The sequence below is a fragment of the Nonomuraea roseola genome (assembly GCF_039535395.1).
Lineage (GTDB): Bacteria > Actinomycetota > Actinomycetes > Streptosporangiales > Streptosporangiaceae > Nonomuraea > Nonomuraea roseola.
The window spans coordinates 647,859-673,649 of sequence record NZ_BAAAXC010000005.1; the positions used below are offsets into that span (position 1 = coordinate 647,859).

The window sequence follows — 25,791 nt, forward strand, 5'->3', positions numbered from 1 at the left end:
ACCGAACGAGGCAACGCTCACTGGTGCCGGCGACCGTGAGGACCTCAAGGCCGCGCGGCCTCCGTCGGTCTCGACGAGGCGCGCCACGCTAGGACCGGACGACCTGGCGAAACTGGCCGCTCTGGAACGCTTCATGGCCGGCAGAAGCGCCTACCTCACGCTCCAGTCCACCCAGCCGCAGACCCTTGCGCACGCGCTCGCCGACTCCCCGGCCGGTCAGCTGGCCTGGAACCTGCAGCTCTTCAGCGACTCGGTGAGCGACGACTACATCCTCACCAACGCCACGATCTACTGGCTGACCGACACCGCCGGCAGTTCCGCCCTGATCGGCTACCACGGAAACCGGCCGCCGGCCGAGCCGTCGACCTTCCCCTTGGGTCTGGCCTGCTTCGCCGACGACTTCTTCCCTTCCATCCGCCCGCTCGCCGAACGCGACCACAGCGCCATCGTGCACTGGAACGAGTACGGCAAAGGCGGACACCATGCCGCGCAGGAAGAACCGCAGCACCTCGCCGACGACATCCGCACCTTCTTCGCTACCCGCCTATGACGCCGCCGGGGAGCACTCGCGCCGGCAGCTGGCTGGCGGAGTTCCGCCAGCGGCTGTACGGAGCCCGGCGCCGTGCCCCCGACAAGCACCGCTGGCAAGGTGTCACAGAGCGGCGAGGGCCGTGCGGGCCTCCTCGGCGACGACGCGTCGGTAGCCCTGGTCGCCCAGCGTGAGGACATGCTGCAGGGCGAGCTTGTAGGCGTGGTCGAAGGCCTGGTCGGCGGGCAGGGCGATGTCGGGGGCGACGCCGACGCCCTCCCAGTTGGTGCCGGTCACCGGGTTGATCGCCATGCCCGAGGGCACCGAGGACTTCAGGTGGGGGCCGACGCGGTAGCGACTGCCTGGGTTGGCGCCGCCTCGGGTGCGTTCGCCCACGAGGACGGCGCGGCCGCGGGTCTGCAGGTCGTAGGAGAGCTCCTCGGCGCCGGAGAAGGTCTCGGAGCTGGTCAGCACGTAGATCGGCTTGTCGGGGCCGAAACGCGGGCCGGGTACGTACGGCAGCGTCCATGACTGCTGGGTGACGCCCGAGGCCCGGTTGTAGATCGAGTTCAGGTGGGTGGCGGGCCAGCCGTAGGGGAACAGGTAGCTGCAGAGCAGAGCCACCATGCCGGGCGAGCCGCCGCCGTTGCGGCGCACGTCGAACAGCAGCACGTCGGTGTCGGCCAGCAGGGTCATCACGGCCACGGCCCGCTCCCCCGCCACTTCGGGCGCGTGAAACATGGTCGTGTCCACGTAGCCGATGTTTCCAGGCAGGCGCTCCACGCGGGCGAAGCCGTAGCCGGACAGCTTCACCTCCTGCATGTAAAGGTCCATGTCGAAGGGGTCGTGTTCGGGCACCTCCTCGACGCTGTAGAGCAGGCGCAGGTGCTTGTCACCGTTGATCGACTGCAGGTCTGCCGTCACCACGGCGGCGAAGGCCTCCTCCTGGGAAATGTCGGTGTAGGCGCCCTTGGCCAGTCGCTTCTGGAGCTCGCTGGTGATCTCCGAAGCCACCTCGGGGAAGACATAGTGTTCGTCGAGCTGCCGGCAAAGGGTCTCAATCTGCTCTGACCAGTTCATTCGGGCACTCTAGCCTCACTTTTCACAATGCACCCGATCTTCAGGGCTGCTCAGGCACTTCGAGTGCTCATATAGGGCGCTGATCGCTCCATAAGCGACGGTCGCGGTTCGGAAAACAGGCACTGAGACGGACCGGACCCCTGTTCGGGGTCCGGTCGATCGGTCAGAAGTAGCGGCCGCAGGGTACCTGGCCCCAGTCGTGGCTCCAGCAGAGCTCCACCGTGTAGGGGCGGCCGTCCTCGTAATGGACCTGGTACAGGCCTGCATCCCCGAACTCGTCCTGGTAGGACCACCACGGGGGCGCCGCGTGGGCGGGAGCGGCGGCCGTGGTGCTGATCAGGGCGGCGGCCACCGCGCCGAACAGCACGGCTACGACCCGCTTACCCGTCCCGGACAGTCGTGACATTGATGACTCCCATCTCATTCCTTTGGAACCACGGCATAGTCCACCGCCGCGAGCTTGGAGATGAGTGGGATCTGACTGAAGATCGTCCTGGGGTGTCGGGTCCTGAGGAACATCGGGTGGTTACCGCTGACCATCTGTGATCGCTGCCGGAACCTTCGGGAGTCTTGTCATAGACCTGGTGGAGGATCGACTTGAGGTCAGCTTGGTCAGCACCTCGACCACCTCGCCGGGCGCGGCCGGCGTCAGTCAGCCCGCAGGAGGGTGTGCAACTCGGTGGTTTCGAGGATGTGGGCCCGTGAGGGAAAGACCTGATGGAGCAGGACGTCGTGCGCTTGGGTGTCAGGGTCGGCGACGCCGTCGGCCAGGACGTAGAGCTGGTAGTCGCGGTCGGCCGCGTCGAGGACGGTGGACAGGACGACGCCGCTGGTACTGATGCCCGCGATGACCAGAGTGGTGATGCCGTGTTTGCGCAGCCGCTGATCGAGGTCGGTGGTGGACAGGCCTCCGTAACGGATCTTACGCACGATGATGTCTCCGTCCTGGGGAGCGAGACGTTCGTGGATGGCGGTGTCAAGGTCTGCGTGGTGCATGAGACGGTGCTGGGCGATCGGTGCGAAAGACCTGTTGGTGGGCGGGATCGCGGCCCAATCGGTCTCGGTGAAGCCGACCCGGACATAGGCGACGGTGCCGCCCCTGGCGCGAACGTCGGCGATTACCTTTTCCATGCGTCCCAGCAGGGCTTCACTGTCGCTTTCGGGCAGCAGCGCGAGGATCGCGGGCTGATAGTCCATGACGAGCAGGGCGGTGCGTGCGGGGTCGAGCGCGGGGGCGGTGCTCATGCGAGTGTGTGCCTTTCCTGTGGCGCCTGGCCGGCGTTCTTGAGTGGGGGCGTGCGGTCGTGTCGAGGGAGGAGGAGCGAGGTCGCCAGGAGCAGGAGGCCGGCGATCGCGATCGCGGTGCGGGGACCGGTGAGGCCGGCCAGCAGACCCCACACGCCGGTCATGGCGGCGATGGTGGCTTTACTGGTGATCGACCAGGCAGCCAGCGTGCGGACGACCCGGTCCGACGGGAGCCGTTCGAGCCGGTAGGTAGCGAACACCGGGTTGAACACGCCCATGCAGGTGATCAGCCCGAGTTCGACGGCGATGACGAGGAAGAGCCCGGTGGGGCCGGGGTGGACGAAGGCCAGCCCGAGTGGCCAGCACGCGCGCAGCGTCCCGGCGGTGAGCATGACCTTGTGCTGTCCGAACCGGGCGAGGAGCGGGCGGGCCAGTCGCGAGCCGATGAGGCCGCCGATGCAGGGGACGCCGAAGGCGAGGCCGTACTGCCAGGGTGCGAACCCGAGGTCGCCGAGCATGAGGACGGCGAGCAACGGTAAGGCTGCCATGATCAGGCCGCTGACCAGGACAGTGTTGAAGAACAACGGACGCAGCGCCGGGCTGGCGAGGATGTACCGCCATCCCTCCAGCAGGTCGCCGGCTCCAGGCCGGGGCGGGGTGGCGGTTCGCGCGGGACGTGGCTCCCGCCCGCCGATGGCGCGGATCCCCGCGGCCGAGAGAAGGAAGCTGACCGCGTTGGCCGCCACGCTCGTCACCGGGCCCACCAGCCCGATCGCGGCGGTACCGAGCGGCGGCCCGAGCGCGGTGGCGGTCCAGGTCGTGGCCTCGAACCGCCCGTTCGCAACGAGCAGGTCCTCGGGCCGGACGAGCGACTTCAGACATGCTCCACTCGCAGCGGTGAAGGCGATGTCGGCTGCGCCGACAACGACCGCCACAACCAGGAGCTGAGCGAAGCTCAGCCAGCCGAGCGCGTAGGCGGCGGGAACGCTCATCAGCGCCGCGAACCGGATCAGGTCCATCGCGATCATCACCGGCCGTCTACGCCGGAACTCCACCCACGGCCCCAGCGGCACCGCGACCACCGCCCCGACCGCGAGGCCCGCGGCGGCCAGAACCGACACCTCGGTAGGCCCTGCGTCCAGAGCGAGAATCGCGATCAGGGCGAACGCGTCGAACGCGAGCCATGTGCCGAACGTGCTGACCGCATAAGCGGCCCAGAACCACCTGAACCGCCGCCCCAGCGACGTTCCCAAGGCGCACCCCGCCATCTCTAGAAAACAACCACCCGTTGACCTGGGAGATCAAAGCGCGCAGCTAGGAGGCAGGTCAAACAACCGGCTGGCCGAAGGCGCACAACCATGAGTTGTGCACTAAGGTCAGTTGGTGTGGATCTCGATGCTGTGCGCACGTTCGTCGCCGTCGTGGACACCGGCCAGTTCCAGGACGCCGCCGCAGATCTGTCGATCACCCAGCAGGCCGTCTCCAAGCGCATCGCCGGGCTGGAGAAGGACCTCGCCGTGCGGCTGTTCACCCGCACCGCGCGCGGGGCCCGGCTCACCATCGACGCGCAGGCGTTCCTGCCCCACGCGCGCGAGCTGCTGCGCGTCGCCGAGCGCGCGGTCGCGTCCGTGCTACCCGGCAGCCGGCCGCTGCGCGTCGACGTGATCGCCTCACGCAGCGCGGCCTCGGGCCTGATGCGCGCCTTCCACCGCGCGCACCCCGAGATCGAGCTCGACGTGGTGATGCTGTTCGACATCGAGACGGCCGTCGCCGCCATCCGGTCCGGTGCGATCGACGCGTCCTTCCGCGCCGTCGCCGTGCCCGGCCGGCCCCTTCCCGAGGACATCGAGTCCGTCCGGGTGCTCGACGAGGCGCTCCAGCTCCTCACCGGGCCCGCCCACGCGCTGGCGGGCGCCCGGTCGTTGACCATTGCTCAGCTCGCCGGGCACCGGATCTGGATGCCCGGCATCGTCCCCGGTACCGAGTGGGCCGCCTACTACGACGATCTCGTCGCCGAGTTCGGCCTCACCATCGAGGCGACGGGCCCCAACTTCGGCTCCGACGCGCTCCTCGACACCATCGCCGACACCCCGGCCTTGGCCACCTTCATGGGCGAGCAGACCCGCCTGGTGTGGCCCGCCGACCACGGCCTGCGCCGCATCCCGGTGACCGACCCGACGCCCGTCTACCCGCACTCGCTCCTGTGGCACCGCGACAACCCCCACCCAGGGCTGGCCACCCTCCGCGCCCGCCTCGCCGCCACAGCGGCCGGCCGCGACGCCGCCGGTACCTGGGCGCCGGGCTGGGTGGTTCCGCGCTGAAACGCCGCCGCGTCTGCGATCATCGTGGCCGGATCGACGGACGGTGGCTCGGCCGGGCGCTGTTCGTATCGACGATACGACATGATCACGCAGGGGGCTGGCCAGGGCGGCTCTGGTGGTGCCTGCAGTAGATACGTCTGACCTGCCAACACACCGAGGCGGAGACCAGTTCTGCGGTGGCGGAGGACGACGTCATGGACCGCCTCGATCGAGCGGCATGGCCGACCTCGAGAGGGTGACCCACAGGGTCGGCACCGCTGGTCGCGCCGCCGGGATTCCGGCGGCGCGACCGGCCTGGTGGGCGCGCTACCGCGCTACCTCCCCCACGCCTCGAACTCGTAGATCCGGGCGGCGGAGTCGGTGTTCTGGGTCGGTTTACTGATGGACAGCCTGACGTGGCGGGCGGTGAGGGTGACCGGGTGGGTGGTGGTGGCCGCCGTGTTGCCGGTGACGGTCACCGCCGTCTTCCACTCCTCCGAGGCGGCCGAGCGCACCTGGATCGTGAAGTCCCGGGTGTTGAACGCCGCGGACTCCCCGCCGGCCTGCGCGTGCCGGACTACGAACCGGGTCAGGGAGCGGGCCTCGCCGAGGTCCACCTCCAGCCACCTGTCCGCGGTGAGGGTGCACCACTTGTCGGAGTTCCCGCCGGTGACGGTGCCGTTCACGGCCTTGGCCGGTCCCTCGTCCGCGGCGCACTGCCCGGAGGCGGTCGCCGGACGGCCGAGCGCGCGGTTCTCCTCCCCTGGCTCACCCGACCAGGCGACCGTCACGGTCGCGGCGGCCGACCGGCCGTACTCGGTGGAGACGGCCTCGACCTCGATCCTCGTGCTGGTCTCCGCGCCGGCCCGGTCGAGCTGCGGCACGAAGTACGCGTCGTTCGGGGTAGCACCCAGGTACGTCCGGGAGCCGTCGGCGTTGCGGCGGTAGACGTCGTAGTGGTGGACCTGGCCGGATCCGGTGCCGGCGGCGGTCCAGGCCAGGCGGAGCGACTTGCGGGAGGAGGACACGTCGGTCGCGCCGAGCACCTGGAGGCCGGAGGGCGCGGCGGGCGCGTCCACGGCTCCGTCGTACACGGCGAGCTGCCCGACCCGGATGTCGTACGAGGCGGCGGAGCCCTCGGCGCGCAGGCCGAGCTGGGCGATGGTCTTGCCGGCGTGCGCCGACAGGTCCAGCGTCTTCCGCTCCCAGCCGGTGCCGCTCGTGGACCCCAGGTCGACCGTGGTGAAGGTGCCCGGCGCGTCGGTGAACGCGACGGCGGCCTTCAGGTGGGTCGGGCCCGCGGCGGGCCTCTTGACCACGACGGACAGCTTGGTGTCGGCCGTCACCGGCAGCTTCGCCTGGTAGAGCCGCACGGTGTTGGCCGCGTCGAGCTTCCCGGTGAGCCGCAGCGAGGAGCCGCCCTCGTAGGCGTCGCCGTAGTCGACGGACGGCGTGAGCCGGGTCCCGGTGGAGTTCACCACCCACTGATAGGTGGGGGGCACGTCCTGCACTGACAGATTGTTCCAGCCGCCGGTGCGCACGCGGGCCCCGCCGACGTTGTAGAAGTCGCCGTGCCCGGTGTTGAACCCGGTGACGAACGGCTTCGCGGTCACGGCCGTGGACTCGGCGATGTAATGCGCCAGGCCCTTCCAGGAGGAGGAGGTCGCGGTGTTGGACGGGTCAGCGTTCGCGCCCACCCAGTACCGGGAGTCGCGGGTGCGGAAGTCGGCCGGGCCTGAGGAGGACTTCCATGTCCACTCGGGGCGGTAGATGCCCAGCGAGGTGACGTGCGGCTGACCGGCGGGGAAGACCGCGTCCCAGCTCACCCCGGTGTTGTATCCGTTGGCCTCGGTGTCGATGCCCGCGTACAGCTCGTGCTCGTCCCGGCCGAGGGAGCGGGCCAGGTCGCGCGACGACCGCAGGTTGCCCGCGCCCCAGCCGAAGTCCAGGAACATCGAGTCCGACACCCTGGCGGGGTCGCTCAGGAAGGCGTCGTTGGCCGTGGTGAGCGCGTCCTGCCAGGTGACCGAGCCGTTCTCGGTCATGGCGTCGTACCACATGAACTCGACCTGGCCCTTGGCCCTGGCGTACTTCATCAGCGTGCGGATCTCGGTCGCCAGGGCGGCGTCGCCGCCCGCGGTCTCCTGGTTGATGAACCAGCCGTCGAACCCATAGTGCTGGGCCACCTGCACCAGCTTGTCGGCGACCGGGTAGTTCGAGCCGGACTTCTGCACGAAGTCGCGCACCCATTGGATCTGCCCGCCGTATGCCGTGGGCGGGAAGAACACCGTCCCGTAGACCTTGACCCCGTTGCGGTGCGCGGCGTCGATCACCGTCGCGTTGGGGGCGAGGATGAGGCCCTCGCTCGCCGAACCGCCCCAGAAGACCAGGGTGTCGATGTACTGCCAGTGGGTGAAGGCGTAGTAGTTGGGGTCGAGGGAGCCCTGCGACGGGTTGTTCGAGGTCGGCCCGAACGACACCAGCGAGGCGATCTCGCCCTCGCCGGCGCGGGCGTTCGGGTTGGCCTTGAGCGCGGGGTCTGAGACGCGGGGCCGCAGCGGCACCCGTGACCGGTTGAACCGCGCGTCAGGGTCCGTCGCCGGGTTCCAGTTCAGGATCGTGTTCGGGTGCCAGTAGGAGGCGTAGGGCTGGTCGCCCGCCGCCCGCGCCGCCGCGCGGCCCGACCGGCCTGGCGCCGCCGGGGTGGACGAAGCGGTCGGGGTATCCGAGGGGGACGGATCGACGGACGGGTCGGCGGGTGAGGAGGGCCTGGAGGTGGACCGGGCCGTGGGGTCGGCCAGGGCGGGCTGGGCGGCGAGGGCCGTCGCGATCAGGACTCCGCACAGGGCGGGTAACAAGCGGCGTCGCATCTGGGCTCCCTCTCATTCCTGAGTGAGGACGGTGTCGATTCCCCGAGTCGTGAGGTGGCCAGGGTCGGCGGCGCGGTCGCCGGCGACGATGGCCACGGGTCCGTTCTGGCGCAGCCGGACCCATTCGGTGTGGAAGGCGCTGCCGGGCGCGACCTCGGCCCGGCGGCCGGGCTCGGTCCGCAGGTCCACGTCGCACCGCAGGGCAGGGCGCCTTTCCTCGGTACGGCGGCGGCGCTCGCCGATGATCGTCGCGAGCTCTTTGGCCGCCGGCTTGGGATGGTGGTCCACGGTGAACAGGCCCAGGTCGTACTCCCGCTCAGGGAAGTCGGCGAGAGAACGTTCCAGGTCGTGGGAGCACCACCAGGTGACGCCCCACAGCGCGGGGTTGGCGGTCACCGTGTCGAGCGTGCGACGGACGAACTCGGCGGCGTGGGCCTCGGGCACGTCGGGCAGGGGCGCGCCGATCTCCTGCAGCCAGACGGGCCTGGTCGGGTCGAGCGAGGTGGCGGCTGCCAGTTCGACGAGGTATTCGGCGTGGCCGACGGTGGCGGGGCCGAGCGGGCCGTCGATCGCGGAGACACCGTTGAACACCCAGGAGTGGACCGTGGTCAGGTCGCCGAGGTCCACATTGTCGGCCGGATGGAACGGGTGCTCAGGGTCGTACCACGTGGCGTCGTACAGCGAGTGGAGGGCGAGCAGGCCGGGCGCGGCGGAGCGCACGACATCCACCAGCTCCGCGGCCCAGGCCGTGGACGCCTCGGGCGTGGTGGGGTTGCTCGGATAGAGGTTGTTGACCTCGTTGCCGAGCGTGACGGCGAACACGTTGTCGCGGGTGGCGACGGCGCGCGCGATCCGGTCGGCGTACGCGGCGATGCCGTCACGCACGTCACGGTCGGTGAAGAGGCTGCGCCGGTGCCAGGTGAGCACCCACGACGGAAGGAAGTCGAAGCTGGACAGGTGCCCCTGAAGCAGGTCCACGGCGACGGACAGGTCGAACTCGGCGGCGACGTCGATCAGCGCCAGCAGGTCATCCACGCCACGCTGCCGGATCAGCGCCCGGTTCGGCTGGATCCACGGCCAGATCGGAAACACTCGCACGTGGTCCAGGCCGATCGAAGCCAGGTCCTCGAAGTCGCGGCGGACGGCGTCGAGCGAGAGGTCGAGCCAACTGTGGAACCAGCCGGCCGAGGGCACGTAGTTGGCGCCGTAGCGGATGGGGTCGGACAGGGGCACGCGTCCTCCGGGGGTCGAACGATCTCCCGGCGGAGCCTAAAGCGTTTTAGTTCTCCTGCCAAGTCCCGGGCGGCGCCGTGCTCTCCCGGACCACCAGCCGGGGGGTCGCCGTCTTGACGTCCCTGCGCAGCCCCGGCTCGGCGATGATCTCCAGCATCACCTCGGCAAGCTGCTTGCCGAAGGCGAAGGTGTCGCGGGAGAGCGCGCTGATCGCGGGGTGCGCGATCCGGGTCAGCACCGAGTCGTCGAAGGCCACGATGGACAGCTCGTCCGGCACCTTCACCCCCATCTCGCCCGCCACCCCCAGCCCGGCCAGCGCCATCACGTCGCTGTCGTAGACGATGGCCGTCGGCCGGCGGGGGCGGGACAGCAGCGCCCGGGTCGCTGCCGCGCCCTCGGAGTCGCTGAAGTCGGTGGGCACCGACACCGCCTCCTCCAGGTCAAGCCGGCCGGCACGGTCGTGCAGCGCGCGCATGCGCCGCTGGGTGTGCCGGAACGCCGGGAGGCCCGCGACGTGGGCGATCCTGCGGTGGCCGAGCGCGGCCAGGTAGTCCACGACCGACAGCATCGCCCCGCGGTCGTCGGCCCACACGCTGGACAGGCTCCCGTGCTTGCCGGGACCGCCCAGGACCACCGCGGGCGTCCCCGCCTCCTCCAGCACCTCGATGCGCGGGTCCCGGACCTTGAGGTCCACCATGACGAACCCGTCCACCCGGTGCGCGGAGGCCCACTCGCGGTAGACCTCCATCTCGGCCTCGACGTCCTCGACGATCAGCAGGTGCAGCGCCACTGACTGCGCCGACAGCCCCGCCTGCAGCCCGGACAGCAACTGGGCGAAGAACGGCTCCACGCCGAGGGTGCTGGCGGGCCGGGCGATGACCAGGCCCACCGCCTCCGCCCGGGCCCCGCTCAGGGCCCGGGCGGCGCTGTGCGGGCGCCAGTTCATCTCCTTCGCGACCTGCAGGATTCGCGCGCGGGTGGCCTCGCCGACCCCTGGGCGGCCGTTGAGCGCGAAGGACACCGCGCCCTTCGAAACCCCGACCCGCTCCGCGATGTCGGTGATCGTCGGTCGGCGCACTGCTGCTCCTTCACGAGTTCGTCTCAGCTATTGACACGCGAGTCTAGCCGGGGGAATAGTCCGGCAACTAGAGCGATTTAGCACCCAAGGAGAGCGCCATGCGTAGGTACTGGACGGGACTGGCGGTGGCAGCCGTCATGGTCGTCTCGGGCTGCGGGCTCGGCGGGGCCGACCCGCAGGCTGCCCCCGCCCCGACCGCGGCGGCCACGGGCGAGGTGAAGGGCACGGTCACGCTACAGACCTGGGCCCTGAAGCCCAAGTTCACGACGTACATGGAGGGCGTCATCGGCGCCTTCGAGAAGAAGTACCCGGGTACGAAGGTCGAATGGATCGACCAGCCGCCGGACGCCTACTCGGAGAAGGTCCTCAACCAGGCCGCCTCCGGCACCCTGCCGGACGTGACCAACCTGCCGCCGGACTTCGCCCGGCCCCTGGTCATGCAGGACCTGCTGCTCGACGTCGCCCAGGTCGACCCCAAGCTCGCCGAAGAGTACGTCGCCGGCGGCCTCGACGCGTACAAGTTCCGCGGGTTCTCCGGGACGTACGGCTACCCGTGGTACCTCAACACGGACGTCAACTACTGGAACTCCGAGCTGATGAAGAAGAACGGGCTGGACCCGGCCACGCCGCCGGCGACCTTCGACGAGCTGGTCGAGCAGGCCCGAACCTTCAAGCAGAAGTCCGGCGGCAAGGCCTACCTGATGAGCCGCCGTCCCGAACTGGGTGACCTCACCCAGGCGGGTGTGAAGATCCTTTCCGATGACGGCAAGAGCTTCGTCTTCAACACCCCCGAGGCCGCCGCGGTGATCGACAAGTACCGCGCCGCGTACAAGGAGGGCCTGCTGCCGCGTGACGTGCTCACCGACACCTACGCAGGCAACGCCAAGCTGTTCAACGAGGGCACCGTGGCCTGGACGACGGCAGGCGCCAACCACATCATCGCCGTCAAGACCGACAACCCCTCGCTCGCACCCAAGGTCGTGCCGTCGGTCGCCATGGGCATCCCGCCGCTGTACGTCCAGGGCCTGTCGATCTCGAAGAAGTCGAAGAACCCGGCCGCGGCGGTCGCGCTGGCGCGCTGGGTGACCAGCCCGGAGAACCAGGCGGCGTTCGCCCACGAGGTCAGCGTCTTCCCGAGCACCAAGGCCTCGGCGAACGACCCGTTCTTCACCGAGAGCGACGGCACCAACGGCGGCGACGCCAAGGTCATCGCGTTCAAGTCCCTCGCTTCGGCGAAGGTGCTCCAGCCCTTCGAGGTCACCGAGGCGATGAGCAAGTTCATTCGGCAGCAGATCGCGCTCGCGCTCACCGGCGAGGTCTCCTCGAAGGAGGCGCTGGACGCCGCGGTCGCCAAATGCAACGAGCTGCTCAACCAGTGACCACTCCCGTACTCCCCGCGCAGAGCGCCCTCCGCCGCCGGATCATCCCCTGGCTGCTGGTGGCGCCCGCCGCGCTGTGGTTGTTCGTCTTCAACGTCTGGCCCTCGCTGAACACGCTGGTCCTGGCTTTCACGAACGCGAAGCCGCTGAGCGGCGGGCACTTCACCGGCCTGGACAACTTCGGGCGCATGCTCGACGACACCCAGCTCGTCGACGCGCTGCTCAACAGCATCGTGTTCATGGTGGTCTGCCTACCGGTGCTCACCTTCCTACCGCTGCTGCTGGCAGTGCTGGTCGAGAAGAAGATCCCGGGAATCACGTTCTTCCGCACCGCCTTCTACACCCCCGTCGTCGCCTCGGCGGTCGTGGTAGCCCTGATCTGGAGCTGGCTCCTGAGCGACCGGGGCGTGATCAACGGGCTCGCGCAGGAGATGGGGGTGCTCCAGGGGCCGCTGCCGTTCCTGACCGACCGCTGGCTGCTGGTGTTCAGCGCCATCACGCTGACGGTGTGGAAGGGCCTGGGCTACTACATGATCATCTACCTGTCCGCGCTCGGGAACGTACGACGTGAGCTGCACGAGGCCGCGGCCGTGGACGGGGCCGGGCCGGTGCGCCGCTTCTGGAGCGTGACAGTCCCGGGCGTACGCAACACGATGTTGCTGGTCTCGGTGCTGGTGGCGGTCTCGGCGCTGCGGGTGTTCTCCGAACTGTTCGTGTTGTCGAACGGCACGGGCGGGCCCGGCGGGCGCGCGATGTCGCTCGTGATGCTGATCCAGCTCTACAGCCGCGGTTTCTACGGCCACTTCGGCTACGCCTCCGCGCTGAGCATCCTCCTCTTCGTCATCACGATCGGTCCGATGCTCCTGCTGGCGCGGCTCACCAGGAAGGCGACCTGACATGGCGGACATGAAGACGCGCGAGGCGACCGGCGACGCCGTACCCGCCCTTCGATCGTCGTCGGGGCGGCACGCGGGCCGGGTACGGCGGGGCCGGGGCGGTTTCGGCGCTCCGGGGCCCGGGGAGCTGGTGCTGCGGTACACGCTGCTGCTGGTCGTGCTGGCGATCACGGTCCTGCCGTTCCTGTGGCAGGTGTCCACCTCGCTCAAAGGGCCGTACGAGGACGTCTTCGCGCAGACGCCGAGCTTCGTCCCGCTCCAGCCGACGCTGGAGAACTACGCGAAGGTCGCGGCGACGATCCCCGTCTGGACGTACGCGCTCAACTCGCTGATCGTGGCGGTCATCGTCGTGTGCGGCAACGCGATCGGCGCAACGCTGGCTGGGTTCGCGCTGGCCCGGCTGGAGTTCCGGGGCGCGAAGCTGCTCTTGGCGTTGTTCCTGTCCACGCTCGTGCTGCCGGGCGAGGTGACGATCATCTCCCAGTACCTCACCGTCCGGAGCATGGGCCTGGCCGACACCCTGGTGGGCGTGGCGCTGCCCGGCACGATCGGGATGCTGAACGTGCTGCTCATGCGCACGGCGTTCCAGGCCATCCCCAAGGAGATGGACGAAGCGGCGGTCATCGACGGGGCGACGCCCTGGCAACGGCTGGTGCACCTGGGCCTGCCGAACGTGCGCGGCATGCTCAGCGTCATCACGATCTTCGCCTTCATCGGGGCCTGGGACGACTTCCTGTGGCCGCTCATCGTGCTCAACGACCCGAAGAACTTCACGCTCACCGTTGGCCTGCAGTACCTCAACGGGACTTTCACCGCCAATCCCCGCCTCATCGCGGCTGGGACAATGATCTCCTTCCTGCCCATCGTGATCCTCTTCGCCTCGCTGCAGCGGTTCTTCTTCCGCGGCGTCGCGGAGGGCGCGATCAAGGGTTGAACCGGTTTCCAGAACAAGGAGTCTCTCTCCATGCATGACGACCGCGAGCTGGTCGAAGCGCGCCTCAAGCGCGTCCTCGACGAGCGGATCCGCCCCGCGGTGTACCCCGCGTCCGTGCCGCTGGACGTGGCCGTGTGGCACGCGCCCGGCGAACCCGTACCGGTGGCCGAGGGCCTGGCGGCCTCCCCCTCGCCGATCGCGGTCGGTGACCCGTGGGGCGCGCCGTGGGGCACGAGCTGGTTCACGGTCGCCGGCACGGTGCCCGCCGACTGGGCGGGCCGGACTGTGGAGGTCATCCTCGACCTGGGCTTCGACGAGAACATGCCGGGCTTCCAGTGCGAGGGCCTGGTCTACCGCCCCGACGGGACCCCTGTGAAGGGGCTCAACCCGCGCAACCAGTGGGTGCGCGTCGGCGCGCCGGTCCAGGGTGGCGAGGAGGTACGGCTGCACATCGAGGCGGCCTCCAACCCCGTCATCCTCGACTACCACCCCTTCGTTCCCACGAAGCTCGGGGACAAGGCGACGGCCGGGAGCGAGCCGCAGTACCGGCTGGCCCGCATGGACCTGGCGATCTTCGACGAGACCGTCTGGCAGCTGGTGATCGACCTGGAGGTTCTCGGCGAGCTGATGGTGGAGCTGCCCGTCGACGGCGCCCGCCGCTGGGAGCTGCTGCGCGCCGTCGAGCGGGCCCTCGACGCGATCGACCTGCAGGACGTCAACGGTACGGCCGCCGCCGGCCGCGCCGAGCTGGCCGGGGTGCTGGCCACGCCGGCGGCACCCTCGGCCCACCGGATCAGCGCGGTCGGCCACGCCCACATCGACTCGGCATGGCTCTGGCCGCTGCGCGAGACCGTGCGCAAGGTCGCCCGCACGACCTCCAACATGACCGCGCTGCTGGAGGACGAGCCCGACTTCGTCTTCGTCATGTCGCAGGCCCAGCAGTGGGCCTGGGTGAAGGAGCACCGGCCCGAGGTCTGGGCCAGGGTCGTCAAGGCGGTGGCCGCGGGACGGTTCGTCCCCACGGGCGGCATGTGGGTGGAGTCCGACACCAACATGCCTGGCTCGGAGGCCATGGCCAGGCAGTTCGTCCACGGCAAGCGGTTCTTCCTCGACGAGTTCGGCATCGAGAACGACGAGGTGTGGCTGCCCGACACGTTCGGCTTCGCCGCAGGGCTGCCCCAGATCATCAAGGCGGCCGGGTCGAAGCGGCTGCTCACCCAGAAGATCTCGTGGAGCCAGGTCAACAAGTTCCCCCACCACACGTTCCTGTGGGAGGGCATCGACGGGACCAGGATCTTCACCCACTTCCCGCCCGTCGACACCTACAACTGCTCGATGAAGGGCAGCGAGATCGCCCACGCGGCGCGCAACTTCAAGGACAAGGGCGTCGCGCGGCACTCCCTCGCTCCGACCGGCTGGGGCGACGGAGGCGGCGGCACCACCCGCGAGATGGTCGCCAAGGCGGCCAGGCTGCGGGACCTGGAGGGCTCGGCCACCGTCACGTGGGAGACGCCCGCCGACTTCTTCGCCAAGGCCGAGGCCGAGTACCCCAACCCGCCCGTCTGGGTCGGCGAGCTCTACCTCGAACTGCACCGCGCCACGCTCACCAGCCAGGCCAAGACCAAGCAGGGCAACAGGCGCAGCGAATCCCTGCTGCGCGAGGCCGAGCTGTGGACCGCGACCGCCGCCGTCCGCGCCGGGCACCCCTACCCCCACGAGCAGCTCGACCGGATCTGGAAGACCGTGCTGCTCCACCAGTTCCACGATATCCTGCCCGGCTCGTCCATCGCCTGGGTGCACCGCGAGGCCGAGAAGACGTACGCCGCCGTGGCCGAGGAGCTGAACGACATTATCGACGCCGCGCAGCGGGCCCTCGCGGGGAACCCCGGCTCCGGCGAGCTGGTCTTCAACGCGGCGCCGCACGCCCGCAACGGCGTCCCAGCCGGCGGAGCGTCCGCGGTGACAGCCCCCGCCCTCGCCGCCGAACTCCGGACCCGCGACGACGGCGGGTACGTCCTGGACGACGGCCTGCTCCGGGTGGAGATCGACGGCCGTGGCCTGGTCGTCTCGGCGTACGACCTGCGGGCGCAGCGGGAGACGGTCGCGCCAGGGCAGGCCGCCAACCTGCTGCAGATCCACCCTGACTTCCCCAACATGTGGGACGCCTGGGACGTGGACCAGTTCTACCGGAACACGGTGACCGACCTGGTGGACGCCGACGAGGTCGCGCCGGGCGAGGAGCCAGGCTCGGTTCGCGTGGTGCGCTCGTTCGGCGCGTCGCGGGTCACGCAGGTCCTCACCGTGAAGGCCGGACGGCTTGACATCCGCACCGAGGTCGACTGGCACGAGACCGAGAAGTTCCTCAAGCTGGCCTTCCCCCTGGACGTCCACGCCGACCGGTACGCCTCGGAGAGCCAGTACGGCCACGCCTACCGCGCCACCCACACCAACACCAGCTGGGAGGCGGCCAAGTTCGAGGCGTGCAACCACAAGTTCGTACACGTGGAGGAGCCGGGCTGGGGCGTGGCACTGGTCACCGACTCCACCTACGGCCACGACGTGACCCGCACCGTGCGGGCGTTGGACTCGGGCACGACCACCATGCTGCGGGTGTCGCTGCTGCGCGCCCCGCGCTTCCCCGACCCCGAGACCGACCAGGGCACGCACCGGTTCAGTCACGCGCTGGTGCCGGGCGCGGCGATCGGCGACGCGATCCGCGAGGGCTGGTTCGTCAACCTGCCCGAGCGGCGGGTCCCGGGCGACGCGGTGATCGCGCCCCTGGTCACCGTGGACGACGACGCGGTCGTGGTGACCGCCGTGAAGCTGGCCGACGACGGGAGCGGGGACGTCGTCGTCCGCTTCCACGAGTCCAGGGGAGGCCGGGCCCGCGCCCGCCTCTCGACCGGCTTCGCCGCCACCGGCGTCGCCGTGACCGACCTGCTGGAGCGCCCGCTCGCCGACGTGGCCGCACCGGAGCTGACGGACGGGTCGGTGGCGGTGTCGCTGCGCCCGTTCGAGCTGGTCACGCTGCGGTTCAGCCGCTGAGCGCCCGCCTTCGGCGTACCGCCCGCCTGGTACGCCGAAGGCGCTTTCGCCTTTGAGAGGCTCGCCCCGCCTCCGGCCGCGCCGGGCCCGGCCATGGCCGCGATCCAGACCGGCTCGACGGCAGGGTCAGTGCGAATGAGCCTCTTCGTGAGCCTCTTCGAGAGAAGATCCCTCCAGGAGCGCCGCGACCCCCCTGGCGAAGTTGGAGCACTCGAAGATGTCCTTGTGCCGGCAGGCCAAGCCATGGGCGATGACAGTACGTGCCACCTGAGCCTGGGCAATCCGTTGATCCAGCTCGGTCAGCTTGCGTTGGTACAGCTCCCGCCAGCCGTCGGCGGCCGGCGAACGAGACGCGACGAACGCTTTGACCTCCCGCAACGTGAAACCGACATCTCGCAGCAACACGACCAGCCCGACCAGCTCGACCGCCGATGGCGGATAACGTCGTTGGCCTGACACTCGGGCCGGTGCCGGGAGCAGGCCGAGCTCCTCCCAGTAGCGCAGAGCGGAGGTGGCGACACCGGTGCGGCGCGCCAGCTCACCGATCGTCAACTGCTCAGCCATTTGACTTCAAGCGTACTTGAAGTCGTTGACTGCGATCATGCAGACAGCAGGTACATCTCTCAAGCAGCGCGCGCTCAGAAGGCTGGTGCGCCAGGCGCACCGCCCCCGGGGCATCGTCGGGTGGGCGGTCGGCTGGATGTTCGCTCATCGCCTCTCCAACCGGCAGCGCAACGTCTGGGCGGTGTCGTTGCTGGACGTGCAGCCCACCGACCGGGTGCTCGAGATCGGCTTCGGTCCCGGCATCGCCATCGCCGAGTTCGCCGGCCGCGCCACCCGGGGCCACGTCTTCGGCATCGACCACTCGCAGGTCATGGTCCGGCAGGCCACCCGTCGCAACGCCGCCGCCGTCCGCGCCCACCGCGTGCACCTCACGCACGCCTCCGTGGAGCAGTTGCCGCGCTTCGGCGATCCGCTCGATGCCATCCTCGCCGTCAACTCCGTGGGGTTCTGGCCCGAGCCGGTGGAGCGGCTTCGCGAGCTGCGCCGCCTGCTCCGCCCCGCAGGACGCATCGCGCTCGTCAGCCAGCCCCGCTCCCCCGGTGCCACCCGGGACACCACGGCCCGAGCCGCCCAAGAGCTCCAGGACATGCTCACCCGGGCCGGCTTCACGCATCTCCGGGTCGAGACCCTCGAGCTCGACCCGCCCGTTGCCTGTGTGCTTGCCGACAATCCGAGCGGCATGCCGGTATGACCGCGGACAACACACCGACCAGCTTCCCCACCGACATCCGATCATCGGGCTCGGCCTGCCTGTGATGGTCGAGCTGTTCGACGACCCCCAGGCCGACCGCTGGACCCCCGCTGCGCTCCCTGGTGGAGACGGCGGCTCTTCAGCGGAAGGAGCGGCGGTAGGCGGCCGGGGTGGTGCGCAGGGCGGTGTGGAAGCGACGGCGGAGGTTGACCGCCGAGGAGAGGCCGACGCGGGTGGCGATGGTCTCGACGGGCAGGTCGGTCTCCTCCAGCAGGGCGCGGGTGGCGGCCAGGCGGCGTTCCAGCAGCCAGCGGGCGGGTGGGACCCCGAGCTGGTCGGCGAACTGGCGGGTGAGGGTGCGGGGGGAGACGCCCGAGTAGGCGGCCATGTCCTCGACGGTGATCTGGTCGGGCAGGCGCGAGAGGAGCCATTCGAGCAGCGGGGCCAGGGAGTCTGGCATGGGGCCGGTGGTGGGGAGGGAAGGGTACTGGCGCTGGCAGCCCTCGCGATGCGGACCGGCGGCGAGCTGGCGGCCGATGCGCATGGCGTGGGCCGCGCCGTACTCCTGGAGGACCTGGTGAAGGCAGAGGTCGAGGGTGGCGGCCGAGGCTCCGGCGGTGGCGACGTCGCCATGATCGACGTAGATGACGGTGTCGTCGGGGATGACGCGGGGGTGGCGGGCGGCGAGTTCGCCGGAGAGCTCCCAGTGGACGGAGGCGCGGCGGCCGTCCAGGAGGCCCAGGGCGGCGGGGATGAAGATTCCGGCGCAGACGGCGACGATGCGGGCGCCCCGGGCATGGGCTTGGGACACCGCGTGGAGTACGGCGGGCGAGGGGGTGAGGGTCCAGCCCGCGATCACCACGGTGTCGGCGTCGTCGAGGGCCTCGAGGCCGCTGTCCACCTGGATGGGGACGCCGAGGGTGGTGGGGAGGGAGCCGGGGTGTTCGGCGCACAGGCTGAAGCTGTAGTGCTGGGGGATGTCGGGGCCGTGGTAGCCGAAGACCGCTGAGGCGGAGGTGACAGGGTAGAGCTCTTGGTTCCGGGCGACCAAGGCGACCACGCGATGCGGGCTGAGGGGCGTCGGGGGCGTTTCCGGGCAATCCAGGGGCATGGCGCAAATGTACCTAATGATGTCATTTGGGACACCGGCGCCCTGATCTGGAAAAATCCAGAATTGGGGCTCATGTGGACGAGGAGCTTCACCCTCTACTTCGGGGCCCGCACGATCTCGCTGCTCGGTGACGCGATGATGCCCGTCGCCTCGGCGCTGGCGATCGGGAAAGTCTATGGGATCGCGGGCGTCGGCTACGTGCTCGCGCTCTGGACCGCGTCGGCCGTGCTGGTCATGCTGTTCGGCGGGGTCGTCGCCGACCGGATAGGTGCCCGGCGCCTGATGATCGTCGCGGACGTGATCAGGGTCGTCACCCAGGGGGTCGTGGCTGTCGCCTTCCTGGATGGCGCTCCGCCGTACGCCCTGTTGCTGGTGATGGCGTTCTTGTCGGGCACGGCCGCCGGGCTGTTCGAGCCGGGCGTCAACGGCATGGTCTCCCTGGTCGCCAAAGATCCGCAGCGGGCCAACGCGACGCTGAAGATCGCCGAGGCGGTCACCCATCTGGCGGGGCCCGCACTGGCCGGAGTCCTCATCGTCGTCGCCGGGCCGGTCTTCGTCTACACGGTGGACGCCGCGACGTTCCTGGTCAGCGGGGTGTGCCTGCTGCTGGTCCGGGTCACCGTACCCAGGCCGGAGCCCTCCAACGTGCTGAGCGACCTGCGCAGGGGCTGGGAGGAGTTCAAGGCCAGGAGCTGGATGTGGTCGGTCATCCTGGTCTGGGTGTTCTGGGGCGTTCTGGTGGTCGGGCCGTACGTGCCGCTGTCGTCGCAGGTCATCGGGGCCGACTACGGCTGGGTGATGGCGGCGCTCGGTCTCGGCACCGTGCTGGGCGGGCTGGTGGCGATCAGGCTCAGGCCGCGCAGGCCGCTGGCGGCCGGGGCGGTGGCGCTGAGCGGGTACGTGGCGGTGCCGCTGACGGTCGCGCTCGGGCTGCCGCTGCCGCTGCTGATGGCCGGGCACCTGCTCGGTGGGTGCGCGTTGGCGTTCTGGTCGGTGATGTGGTCGACCAGCGTGCAGACGCAGGTCGCGCCGGACGTGGTGAACCGGGTCAACGCCTACCAGGTGGCGGGGTCGGTCGCGGGCATGGCAGTCGGGCAGGCGCTGGCCGGTCCGGTCACGGCGCTGGTCGAACCGCGCGCCTTCATGCTGGGGTCGGCCCTGGTGACGGCCGGCGTGGTCGCGGCACTGCTGTTGATCAAGCCGGTCAGGCGGCTGGGCCGAGAACCCCTGGAGGCCGGACGCCAGTCAGCCCCGGTCTCGGCCAGCTTGTTGACGTAGTCGGTCATCATCTGGGAGGGCGACGAGCGCGGCGATCTCCAGCAGCTGCTGGTCGGTTCATCGGGGCCGTGGACGCCATGTTGATCTCAGGGCGTGTTTGAGAAGGTCAGCTTGAGGGGTGGAGTTGCCCCACTTCAAGGAGCCGCATCAGCCCGCGGAGCCGGTTGGCAGACTGCGGACATGTTCGAGGAGCGCGGCATGTCACGTATGCGGCCGCCGTGGCGGCAGCGTCGACGATCGGGAGGCTGAGGCCTCCCTGACCGCGGCGGACAGCCAGACGGTCAGCGCGGTGAGGGTCACGACGGCGATGACGATCAGTGCAGGAAAGTACCAATCTGGGAAAAGAACCCCGAGATCGAAATCGCCATTGGGATACAGCACGAACGCGTGAGTGCCCAATACGGCCAGGGCGAGAGTGAACAGGTAGACCGTGCTGGCGGCCGTGCACGGCACGAGGCCGCTGACGGCGGATCGACGATTCAGCGAGCCACCCAGCGCGGCGAGTACGGCCGCCTCGACCGCGAGGATGAGAGTGATGCTGAGCATCACCGTCCACGCCCACGCGATCGCGGGGCCCAGCCGGCTTGGCAGCAGGTCGCTCCAGGGCTCGTGCCAGGAGTTGAGCCCCTTCTGGATGGCCAACTGGAGCGCGATCAGGGTCACTCCGGCGTACAGCAACGGCGCTGCCAGAGCGCACAGCAGAGCGGGCGAGCGTTTCAGGTGTCGCAGCAGGTCCATGATCGATTAGACGGCAGACTCAAACTGAGCGTTCCGCGACGGATCACCTCCAGGTGCTTGAGATGGTGATCATCTCTGTCAGTTGCAGATGTAACGAGCCTGGCGTTGGGCGGGTCCGCCGCGAGAAGTACCAGTACACGGTCTGCCATGGCGGCAAGCCGGTGGGCAGGTACCGCCGTGGACGGCCGGAGCGCACCACGTACAGGATCGCGTTGACGATCTACCCGCGCGGATGCTTCTCCGGACGTCCGCCGGTGTTCGGCTCGGGCGGTGTGGGCTCGATCAGCTCCCACTGCGCGTCGGTCAGGTTCGAGGGGTAACGAGCAGGGGTTTCCCCTTCCCCGCATCCGCTCGCCTGGCGATGGGGAACGCGGGGGTTGACGTAGCGGGCGGGCGTGGACGGACATCCAGGTCGCGATCTTGCGGGTACCCAGGACCGCGTGGACGCCCGCCTACGACCTCGACGGCCAGGTCCGAGCCGGGGTTTGGGTGACCGAGCTCACCGGCATGCCTCGACCTGACCGGCCGGCCCAAAGGCGATGCGCGTGGGCCCCATGTCGCCGTAGGGGCCGGTTCAGCAGAGAACGCCCTTGTACCAGGCGTATCTGATCTCGGATGTAGAGCCGAGATAGGTGCGCCCCGGCCTGACGCATCGGTCGAATCCGGGCAGCCCCAAGTGCCGCTCGACGCGGATGACGACGTTGGAGTTGGAGTTGCAGTGGTTGTAGTAGGCGCCGAAGGCGTCAGGGTCCCAGCCGCAGGCGGCTGCCCCGACCCCGGCCGCGCTGTTCGCGCTCGCGATGGTGCCGGCGTACGTCGGCGCGGTGGTCAGTGCCAGGGCGGCCAACGTTCCGCCGATCGCCTTGAAAATCTGTGTACGCATGTTGCTCTGCTGCCCCTTTGCGTTGTGCAACCGGTCCCTGACGAGCCGGTCCCTTTGCTGAGATCACTTCACTGACGATCCCCGAAGCGCGCTCACGATTTTGGGTGAGCTCAGATGGTAAGCGCATAGGTGGAGGAATTCGCGCGATATTCGTGGCCTCTATCGCGGAATGAACACGCTGAGGCGCGCACCGACCTCCACCGGTGTCCTGTCAGGGTGCACGACAACGGATCCGACTCGGCAGTACGCATCTTGATATACGACGATGGCGACGTCTGTGGAGTTTCTCACTATGTCGAACTCGCCGGTCCGATGGCATCCCGGAGGGGGGTCAGCAACAAACGTGGTTAGGCCCGTGGCGCTGTTGGTAAAAAGCACGTTCCCCCTGGCGGCCTCCGCCGGGGCGGCGAGGAAAGCGAAACTTCCGGCTGCCGCCAGCATGATGGCGCCGAGGCTTTTCACGCTCTTCACATCAGCCCTTTCTTTCTGGAAGTAGATCTATCGCGCCGTTTCTCGATAAGTGTTTCCTCATCGACTGGTGGAGCGCCAGCGTGATGCCTGCCATTGATCGCAGGAAAGCCGCCATCCACGTATGAGGAACCAGCGGCGGCCGGCACCGCACACTGCGCATCGGTCAGACCGAACCGCCTTGTCGCCGCTGAGGTCGCTGTCTTGGCCGACCGACCAGCTACCGGAGACCTCGTTTGTCGTCGATCTACGACGCGCTACGTCCCGCCAGGTCGACTCCGATACAGCGGACCTTGATTCGCGCCCCCGGATGCGAACTGAGGGCTTTCAGGCTGAACCTAGGGATGTTGGGTGGTTCTGACTCTTGGGTCCGTGGGAATCGGCGGGATAGACCAACCCAAAGGAGACCGTAAAGATGCAGGCGACCGACAAACCACGCCATCACAGTCTCGACGTGGACGGACTCGAGATCTTCTACCGGGAGGCCGGCGCGGCGGACAAGCCCTGCGTCCTGCTGCTGCACGGCTTCCCGAGCTCCTCGCACACCTTCCGGCACATGCTCTCGCCGCTGGCCGAGGTGAGCCGGGTCATCGCCCCTGACCTGCCGGGCTTCGGGTTCTCCGCCTCGCCCGGCGTCGACGAGTACGAGTACACGTTCGCCAATCTGGCCGACACCGTCGAGGCGTTCCTCGAGCAGATCGGCGTCGACGAGTTCTTCGTCTACCTGCACGACTTCGGCGCCCCGGTCGGCTACCACCTCGCCACCCGGCGTCCCGAGCGCATCCTCGGGCTCATCGTGCAGAACGGCAACGCCCACGAGGACGGCCTGGGCAGCCAGTGGGACAGCACACGGGCCTTTTGGGCCGATCCTTCGGAAGCCAATCGTGCCCGGCTGCCCGAGTGGCTGAACTTCGAGGGCACTCGCGAGCAGTACCTGGGCGGGCTGCCGGAGCGGGTGCGCGTCCTCCATCCGCCCGAGCCGTGGCATCTGGACTGGGCGCGGATGTCGCGGCCGGGCAACGTCGAGGCCCAGTTCCTGTTGTTCTGCGACTACGCCAGCCACGTCGCCCGCTTCGGCGAACTGGCCGACTACCACCGGACCCGCCAGCCGCCGTGCCTGCTGCTCTGGGGCCGTCACGACCCGTTCTTCGACCTGTCCGAGATCATGGGCTACGCGCGAACGCTCGACCGGCTCGAGATGCACGTCTACGACGCCGGCCACCTCCTGCTGGAGACCCACGCGCCCGAGTGCGCCGCGGCGATGAGGTCCTTCATCACCGACGTCGGCGCCGAGCGCTCCGTGGCTGACGTCGTCACCAGTCGTCGGCGCTGACGCATGACCGCGTCCACACGGTCATGTGCAGCACAGCACGTGCTCGACTCGACGATCTTCTACCGCGAGCTCGGCACCGGCACTCCCATGGTCGCCGACCCGACCTCGTCGTATCTGTGGCGGCACGCCCTTCACGGGATGCCGCGCGGACTTCGCTGATCGCCGCGCTGCCGGTCACGCGCGCTAGGGTGACGGCCCATGTTACGGCGATCATCACTCGTGCTGTGGGCGCTGGCCTTGGCGCTGACCGCGCTTCCCTACGCGATCTCGTTCACGATGGAGGAGTCCGGCTTCCTCGCCATCTCGAGGGCGGGGAAGTGCCCGGGCTTCGAGCTCCACAGTGATGTCAGCATGGCCCTCCTGCCGCTGTACGTGGTGCCCGAACCGCTGATCGCCCTCGTCGGATTCGGCCTCTGGCTGCTCCTGGTGCGGAAGGGCAGGCCTCGGTGGGGCCGCGCGGCCGGATGGCTGGCCGCGCTGGGCGTCACCTGGCCCACCCTTCTCGAGCTCGGGTTCGCGGCGGTGGACCTGGTGGTGAACGAGGGGTGCGGGCAGACGTGGGCCCCGTTCTTCCTGGGCGCCATGTCCATCGTGTGGACGGCGGGCGATGCGCTGACGCTCGCGCTGATACTCGTCGCGGTGAGGGTGCGCCGCACGACCCCGCGAGGCTGGATCGCCCGTACGGCGGTCGCCGTCCTTGCCGTGCTCCTCCTTCTGGGCCTGCAGACCGGGGACAGGGTCGTGGGGAAGGTCACGGAGGCGGCCGAGGAGAAGTGCCGCCCCTGGGACCTCCGCTACGGCACCAGACCTGCCGGCCGTACGGACAGGGAGACCGCCTTCGTCTGCGTGGCGCGGGGGAACGATGACGTCCTGCCGCGGAGGTTCCGCGATCTGCCCGACGCCGAGCTGGTCGCCTTCGGCAGGAGCCTGTGCGGAGCGAGCATGCGCGACCCGAAGGAGCTGGAACGCCTCCGTGGCGAGACCGGCGTGACCGTCGGCATCGAGACGACGCAGGCGCTGACGCTGCTCTGCCCCGAGGTGGACGCGCGCGAGCAGGCCGAGGAGAAGCGGCAGGACGCGGAGAACGACGCGTTCATCGCGACCGCGAAGAAGCGCTGCGCGAGCGTCCCGCCGCACCGGCCACGGATCAGGCCGGCGGTACAGGGCGCGGCGTCGATGTGGTCGGACTACGGCGCGGTGACCGCCTTCGAGGGCGAGGAACCACCAGAGGGAGTGGCGCTGGACAAGGCTTTCGGCAACGACCTCGTGGGCGCGGACAAGGGCGAGCTCGCCATCCTCACCGCCGACGAGGCGATGCACGTCTGCGTCGCGGTCGAGGGGTACGGCACGCGCCCGCCCGTCGAGCGCGAGGGCTGGGAGAAGGTCGTCGAGATCGGCTACACGAGCCCCGAGGGCGAGCTGACCTACTGGGCCGAGGCCGCGGCCGACCTCCCGAACCCGCTGGTGAAGGGCCCTGGACGCTACCGGGTCCGCGTGCACATGCGCGGCGCCGAAGCGGCGATGAAGGACGACGGCGACGCCCGCCAGCGGTTCCTCGTCATGATCTTCCCGGGTTCGTCCCGCAGGACCGAAATCCTCAGGTAGCCCCAGGCCCAGGGTGGCGTCCTCTCACCGGTCGCGCCCTTGTCCAAGCGGTTTCCGGTTCGCGTACGGCACGCCGGTCACTCGGGCGCGGACGGCCGTCACCAGCGCCTCCCCCGCCAGCCCGACGCCGATGGACAGCGACATCGGCCTCGCCTGCTCGTGAAGGCCGTATCGGGTGGCCAGCAGGCCGACACCCATGCTCGCCGCCGCTGAGACGACCCAGACGACCAGCGTCCGCCAGGTGTAGCGCTGCCAGAGCACCCCTTCGCGCTCGAACAGCCCCGTCGTCGAGGCACGCATCGCGCCGAACGCCAGCGCGACCAGGCCGCTGATCGCGAGCCAGAGCACGTCAGCGGGCGTGAGGGCCACGCCGGTCAGCGCGTGGACCCCGATACCGATCAGGACCAGGGGCGCAATGTAGACGTCGCGCGCGTTCAGCGGCTCGCCCATCATGCGCCTGACCACGACGTAACCGACGAGCCCGGCGATCAGCACAGCATTTAGCACGGTCATGCCAAATAAATTAGCAGG

Annotated in this window: 23 protein-coding genes; 10 read left to right on the forward strand and 13 right to left on the reverse strand. The window is 69.4% G+C overall.

The window, feature by feature from the left end; all coding sequences use genetic code 11:
• The first annotated feature begins 133 nt into the window (after positions 1 to 133).
• Positions 134 to 550 carry a hypothetical protein gene (locus ABFX55_RS05010; protein ID WP_346118046.1) on the forward strand — a complete coding sequence of 139 codons (417 nt, stop codon included), beginning with the start codon at positions 134 to 136 and terminating at the stop codon, positions 548 to 550.
• 102 nt (positions 551 to 652) lie between these two features.
• Here ABFX55_RS05010 and ABFX55_RS05015 read toward each other — a convergent pair whose 3' ends face one another.
• The 4 genes from ABFX55_RS05015 to ABFX55_RS05030 all read right to left on the reverse strand — a co-directional run bounded on the left by ABFX55_RS05015 (position 653) and on the right by ABFX55_RS05030 (position 4,107).
• Positions 653 to 1,609 carry a S41 family peptidase gene (locus ABFX55_RS05015; protein ID WP_346118048.1) on the reverse strand — a complete coding sequence of 319 codons (957 nt, stop codon included), beginning with the start codon at positions 1,607 to 1,609 and terminating at the stop codon, positions 653 to 655.
• Positions 1,610 to 1,772: 163 nt separating this feature from the next.
• Positions 1,773 to 2,015: a hypothetical protein gene (locus tag ABFX55_RS05020; RefSeq protein ID WP_346118050.1), complete on the reverse strand. Its 243-nt coding sequence runs from the start codon at positions 2,013 to 2,015 to the stop codon at positions 1,773 to 1,775.
• A gap of 242 nt (positions 2,016 to 2,257) precedes the next feature.
• A complete protein-coding gene (locus ABFX55_RS05025; RefSeq protein ID WP_346118052.1) occupies positions 2,258 to 2,854 on the reverse strand; it encodes a cysteine hydrolase family protein in 597 nt (198 codons plus the stop codon).
• A complete protein-coding gene (locus tag ABFX55_RS05030) occupies positions 2,851 to 4,107 on the reverse strand; it encodes an MFS transporter (RefSeq protein WP_346118054.1) in 1,257 nt (418 codons plus the stop codon). Before ABFX55_RS05030 ends, ABFX55_RS05025 begins: the two co-directional genes overlap by 4 nt.
• A 105-nt stretch (positions 4,108 to 4,212) precedes the next feature.
• Here ABFX55_RS05030 and ABFX55_RS05035 point away from each other — a divergent pair, with 105 nt between their 5' ends.
• Positions 4,213 to 5,175 (forward strand): LysR family transcriptional regulator, encoded by a 963-nt coding sequence (locus tag ABFX55_RS05035; RefSeq protein WP_379479254.1) that lies wholly within the window; start codon positions 4,213 to 4,215, stop codon positions 5,173 to 5,175.
• Positions 5,176 to 5,489: 314 nt separating this feature from the next.
• Here ABFX55_RS05035 and ABFX55_RS05040 read toward each other — a convergent pair whose 3' ends face one another.
• From ABFX55_RS05040 to ABFX55_RS05050, 3 genes are read right to left on the reverse strand one after another with little or no spacing between them, the layout of a single operon-like run.
• Entirely contained in the window at positions 5,490 to 8,024 is a 2,535-nt protein-coding gene (locus tag ABFX55_RS05040) for an endo-beta-N-acetylglucosaminidase (RefSeq protein WP_346118058.1), read from the reverse strand.
• A gap of 12 nt (positions 8,025 to 8,036) precedes the next feature.
• Positions 8,037 to 9,257 (reverse strand): glycoside hydrolase 5 family protein, encoded by a 1,221-nt coding sequence (locus ABFX55_RS05045; RefSeq protein WP_346118060.1) that lies wholly within the window; start codon positions 9,255 to 9,257, stop codon positions 8,037 to 8,039.
• Positions 9,258 to 9,303: 46 nt separating this feature from the next.
• Positions 9,304 to 10,335 (reverse strand): LacI family DNA-binding transcriptional regulator, encoded by a 1,032-nt coding sequence (locus ABFX55_RS05050; RefSeq protein ID WP_346118062.1) that lies wholly within the window; start codon positions 10,333 to 10,335, stop codon positions 9,304 to 9,306.
• Positions 10,336 to 10,433: 98 nt separating this feature from the next.
• On the opposite strand from ABFX55_RS05050, the gene ABFX55_RS05055 reads away from it, so the two are divergent.
• The 4 genes from ABFX55_RS05055 to ABFX55_RS05070 are packed head-to-tail and all read left to right on the forward strand — an operon-like array spanning position 10,434 to position 16,589.
• On the forward strand, positions 10,434 to 11,714 hold the full coding sequence (locus ABFX55_RS05055; protein ID WP_346118064.1) for an ABC transporter substrate-binding protein: 1,281 nt from the start codon (positions 10,434 to 10,436) through the stop codon (positions 11,712 to 11,714).
• Positions 11,711 to 12,610 carry a carbohydrate ABC transporter permease gene (locus ABFX55_RS05060; protein ID WP_346118066.1) on the forward strand — a complete coding sequence of 300 codons (900 nt, stop codon included), beginning with the start codon at positions 11,711 to 11,713 and terminating at the stop codon, positions 12,608 to 12,610. Before ABFX55_RS05055 ends, ABFX55_RS05060 begins: the two co-directional genes overlap by 4 nt.
• Position 12,611: 1 nt before the next feature.
• A complete protein-coding gene (locus ABFX55_RS05065) occupies positions 12,612 to 13,544 on the forward strand; it encodes a carbohydrate ABC transporter permease (RefSeq protein WP_346118068.1) in 933 nt (310 codons plus the stop codon).
• A 30-nt stretch (positions 13,545 to 13,574) separates the two neighbouring features.
• Positions 13,575 to 16,589 carry an alpha-mannosidase gene (locus ABFX55_RS05070; RefSeq protein ID WP_346118070.1) on the forward strand — a complete coding sequence of 1,005 codons (3,015 nt, stop codon included), beginning with the start codon at positions 13,575 to 13,577 and terminating at the stop codon, positions 16,587 to 16,589.
• Positions 16,590 to 16,715: 126 nt separating this feature from the next.
• Here the strand turns inward: ABFX55_RS05070 and ABFX55_RS05075 are convergent, their stop codons facing one another.
• Positions 16,716 to 17,153 (reverse strand): MerR family transcriptional regulator, encoded by a 438-nt coding sequence (locus ABFX55_RS05075; protein WP_346118071.1) that lies wholly within the window; start codon positions 17,151 to 17,153, stop codon positions 16,716 to 16,718.
• Between the two features lie 37 nt (positions 17,154 to 17,190).
• On the opposite strand from ABFX55_RS05075, the gene ABFX55_RS05080 reads away from it, so the two are divergent.
• On the forward strand, positions 17,191 to 17,844 hold the full coding sequence (locus ABFX55_RS05080) for a class I SAM-dependent methyltransferase (RefSeq protein ID WP_346118073.1): 654 nt from the start codon (positions 17,191 to 17,193) through the stop codon (positions 17,842 to 17,844).
• A gap of 139 nt (positions 17,845 to 17,983) precedes the next feature.
• Here the strand turns inward: ABFX55_RS05080 and ABFX55_RS05085 are convergent, their stop codons facing one another.
• Positions 17,984 to 18,904, reverse strand: coding sequence for a GlxA family transcriptional regulator (locus ABFX55_RS05085; protein WP_346118075.1), 921 nt, complete (start codon positions 18,902 to 18,904; stop codon positions 17,984 to 17,986).
• 123 nt (positions 18,905 to 19,027) lie between these two features.
• On the opposite strand from ABFX55_RS05085, the gene ABFX55_RS05090 reads away from it, so the two are divergent.
• Positions 19,028 to 20,233 carry an MFS transporter gene (locus ABFX55_RS05090; protein WP_346118077.1) on the forward strand — a complete coding sequence of 402 codons (1,206 nt, stop codon included), beginning with the start codon at positions 19,028 to 19,030 and terminating at the stop codon, positions 20,231 to 20,233.
• A gap of 201 nt (positions 20,234 to 20,434) precedes the next feature.
• Here the strand turns inward: ABFX55_RS05090 and ABFX55_RS05095 are convergent, their stop codons facing one another.
• From ABFX55_RS05095 to ABFX55_RS05105, 3 genes are all read right to left on the reverse strand, one after another.
• On the reverse strand, positions 20,435 to 20,971 hold the full coding sequence (locus ABFX55_RS05095) for a hypothetical protein (RefSeq protein WP_346118079.1): 537 nt from the start codon (positions 20,969 to 20,971) through the stop codon (positions 20,435 to 20,437).
• A gap of 43 nt (positions 20,972 to 21,014) precedes the next feature.
• A complete protein-coding gene (locus ABFX55_RS49695) occupies positions 21,015 to 21,170 on the reverse strand; it encodes a hypothetical protein (RefSeq protein WP_379479255.1) in 156 nt (51 codons plus the stop codon).
• A 375-nt stretch (positions 21,171 to 21,545) separates the two neighbouring features.
• Positions 21,546 to 21,854 carry a DUF6355 family natural product biosynthesis protein gene (locus ABFX55_RS05105; protein ID WP_346118082.1) on the reverse strand — a complete coding sequence of 103 codons (309 nt, stop codon included), beginning with the start codon at positions 21,852 to 21,854 and terminating at the stop codon, positions 21,546 to 21,548.
• Positions 21,855 to 22,776: 922 nt separating this feature from the next.
• Here ABFX55_RS05105 and ABFX55_RS05110 point away from each other — a divergent pair.
• Positions 22,777 to 23,655 (forward strand): alpha/beta fold hydrolase, encoded by an 879-nt coding sequence (locus tag ABFX55_RS05110; protein ID WP_346118084.1) that lies wholly within the window; start codon positions 22,777 to 22,779, stop codon positions 23,653 to 23,655.
• A 198-nt stretch (positions 23,656 to 23,853) separates the two neighbouring features.
• The gene (locus ABFX55_RS05115; RefSeq protein WP_346118086.1) at positions 23,854 to 25,260 is read left to right on the forward strand and encodes a hypothetical protein; all 1,407 of its coding nucleotides are present in this window, start codon (positions 23,854 to 23,856) and stop codon (positions 25,258 to 25,260) included.
• Between the two features lie 24 nt (positions 25,261 to 25,284).
• On the opposite strand, the gene ABFX55_RS05120 is transcribed toward ABFX55_RS05115, so the two are convergent.
• Positions 25,285 to 25,773 (reverse strand): hypothetical protein, encoded by a 489-nt coding sequence (locus ABFX55_RS05120; protein WP_346118087.1) that lies wholly within the window; start codon positions 25,771 to 25,773, stop codon positions 25,285 to 25,287.
• Positions 25,774 to 25,791 lie beyond the last annotated feature (18 nt).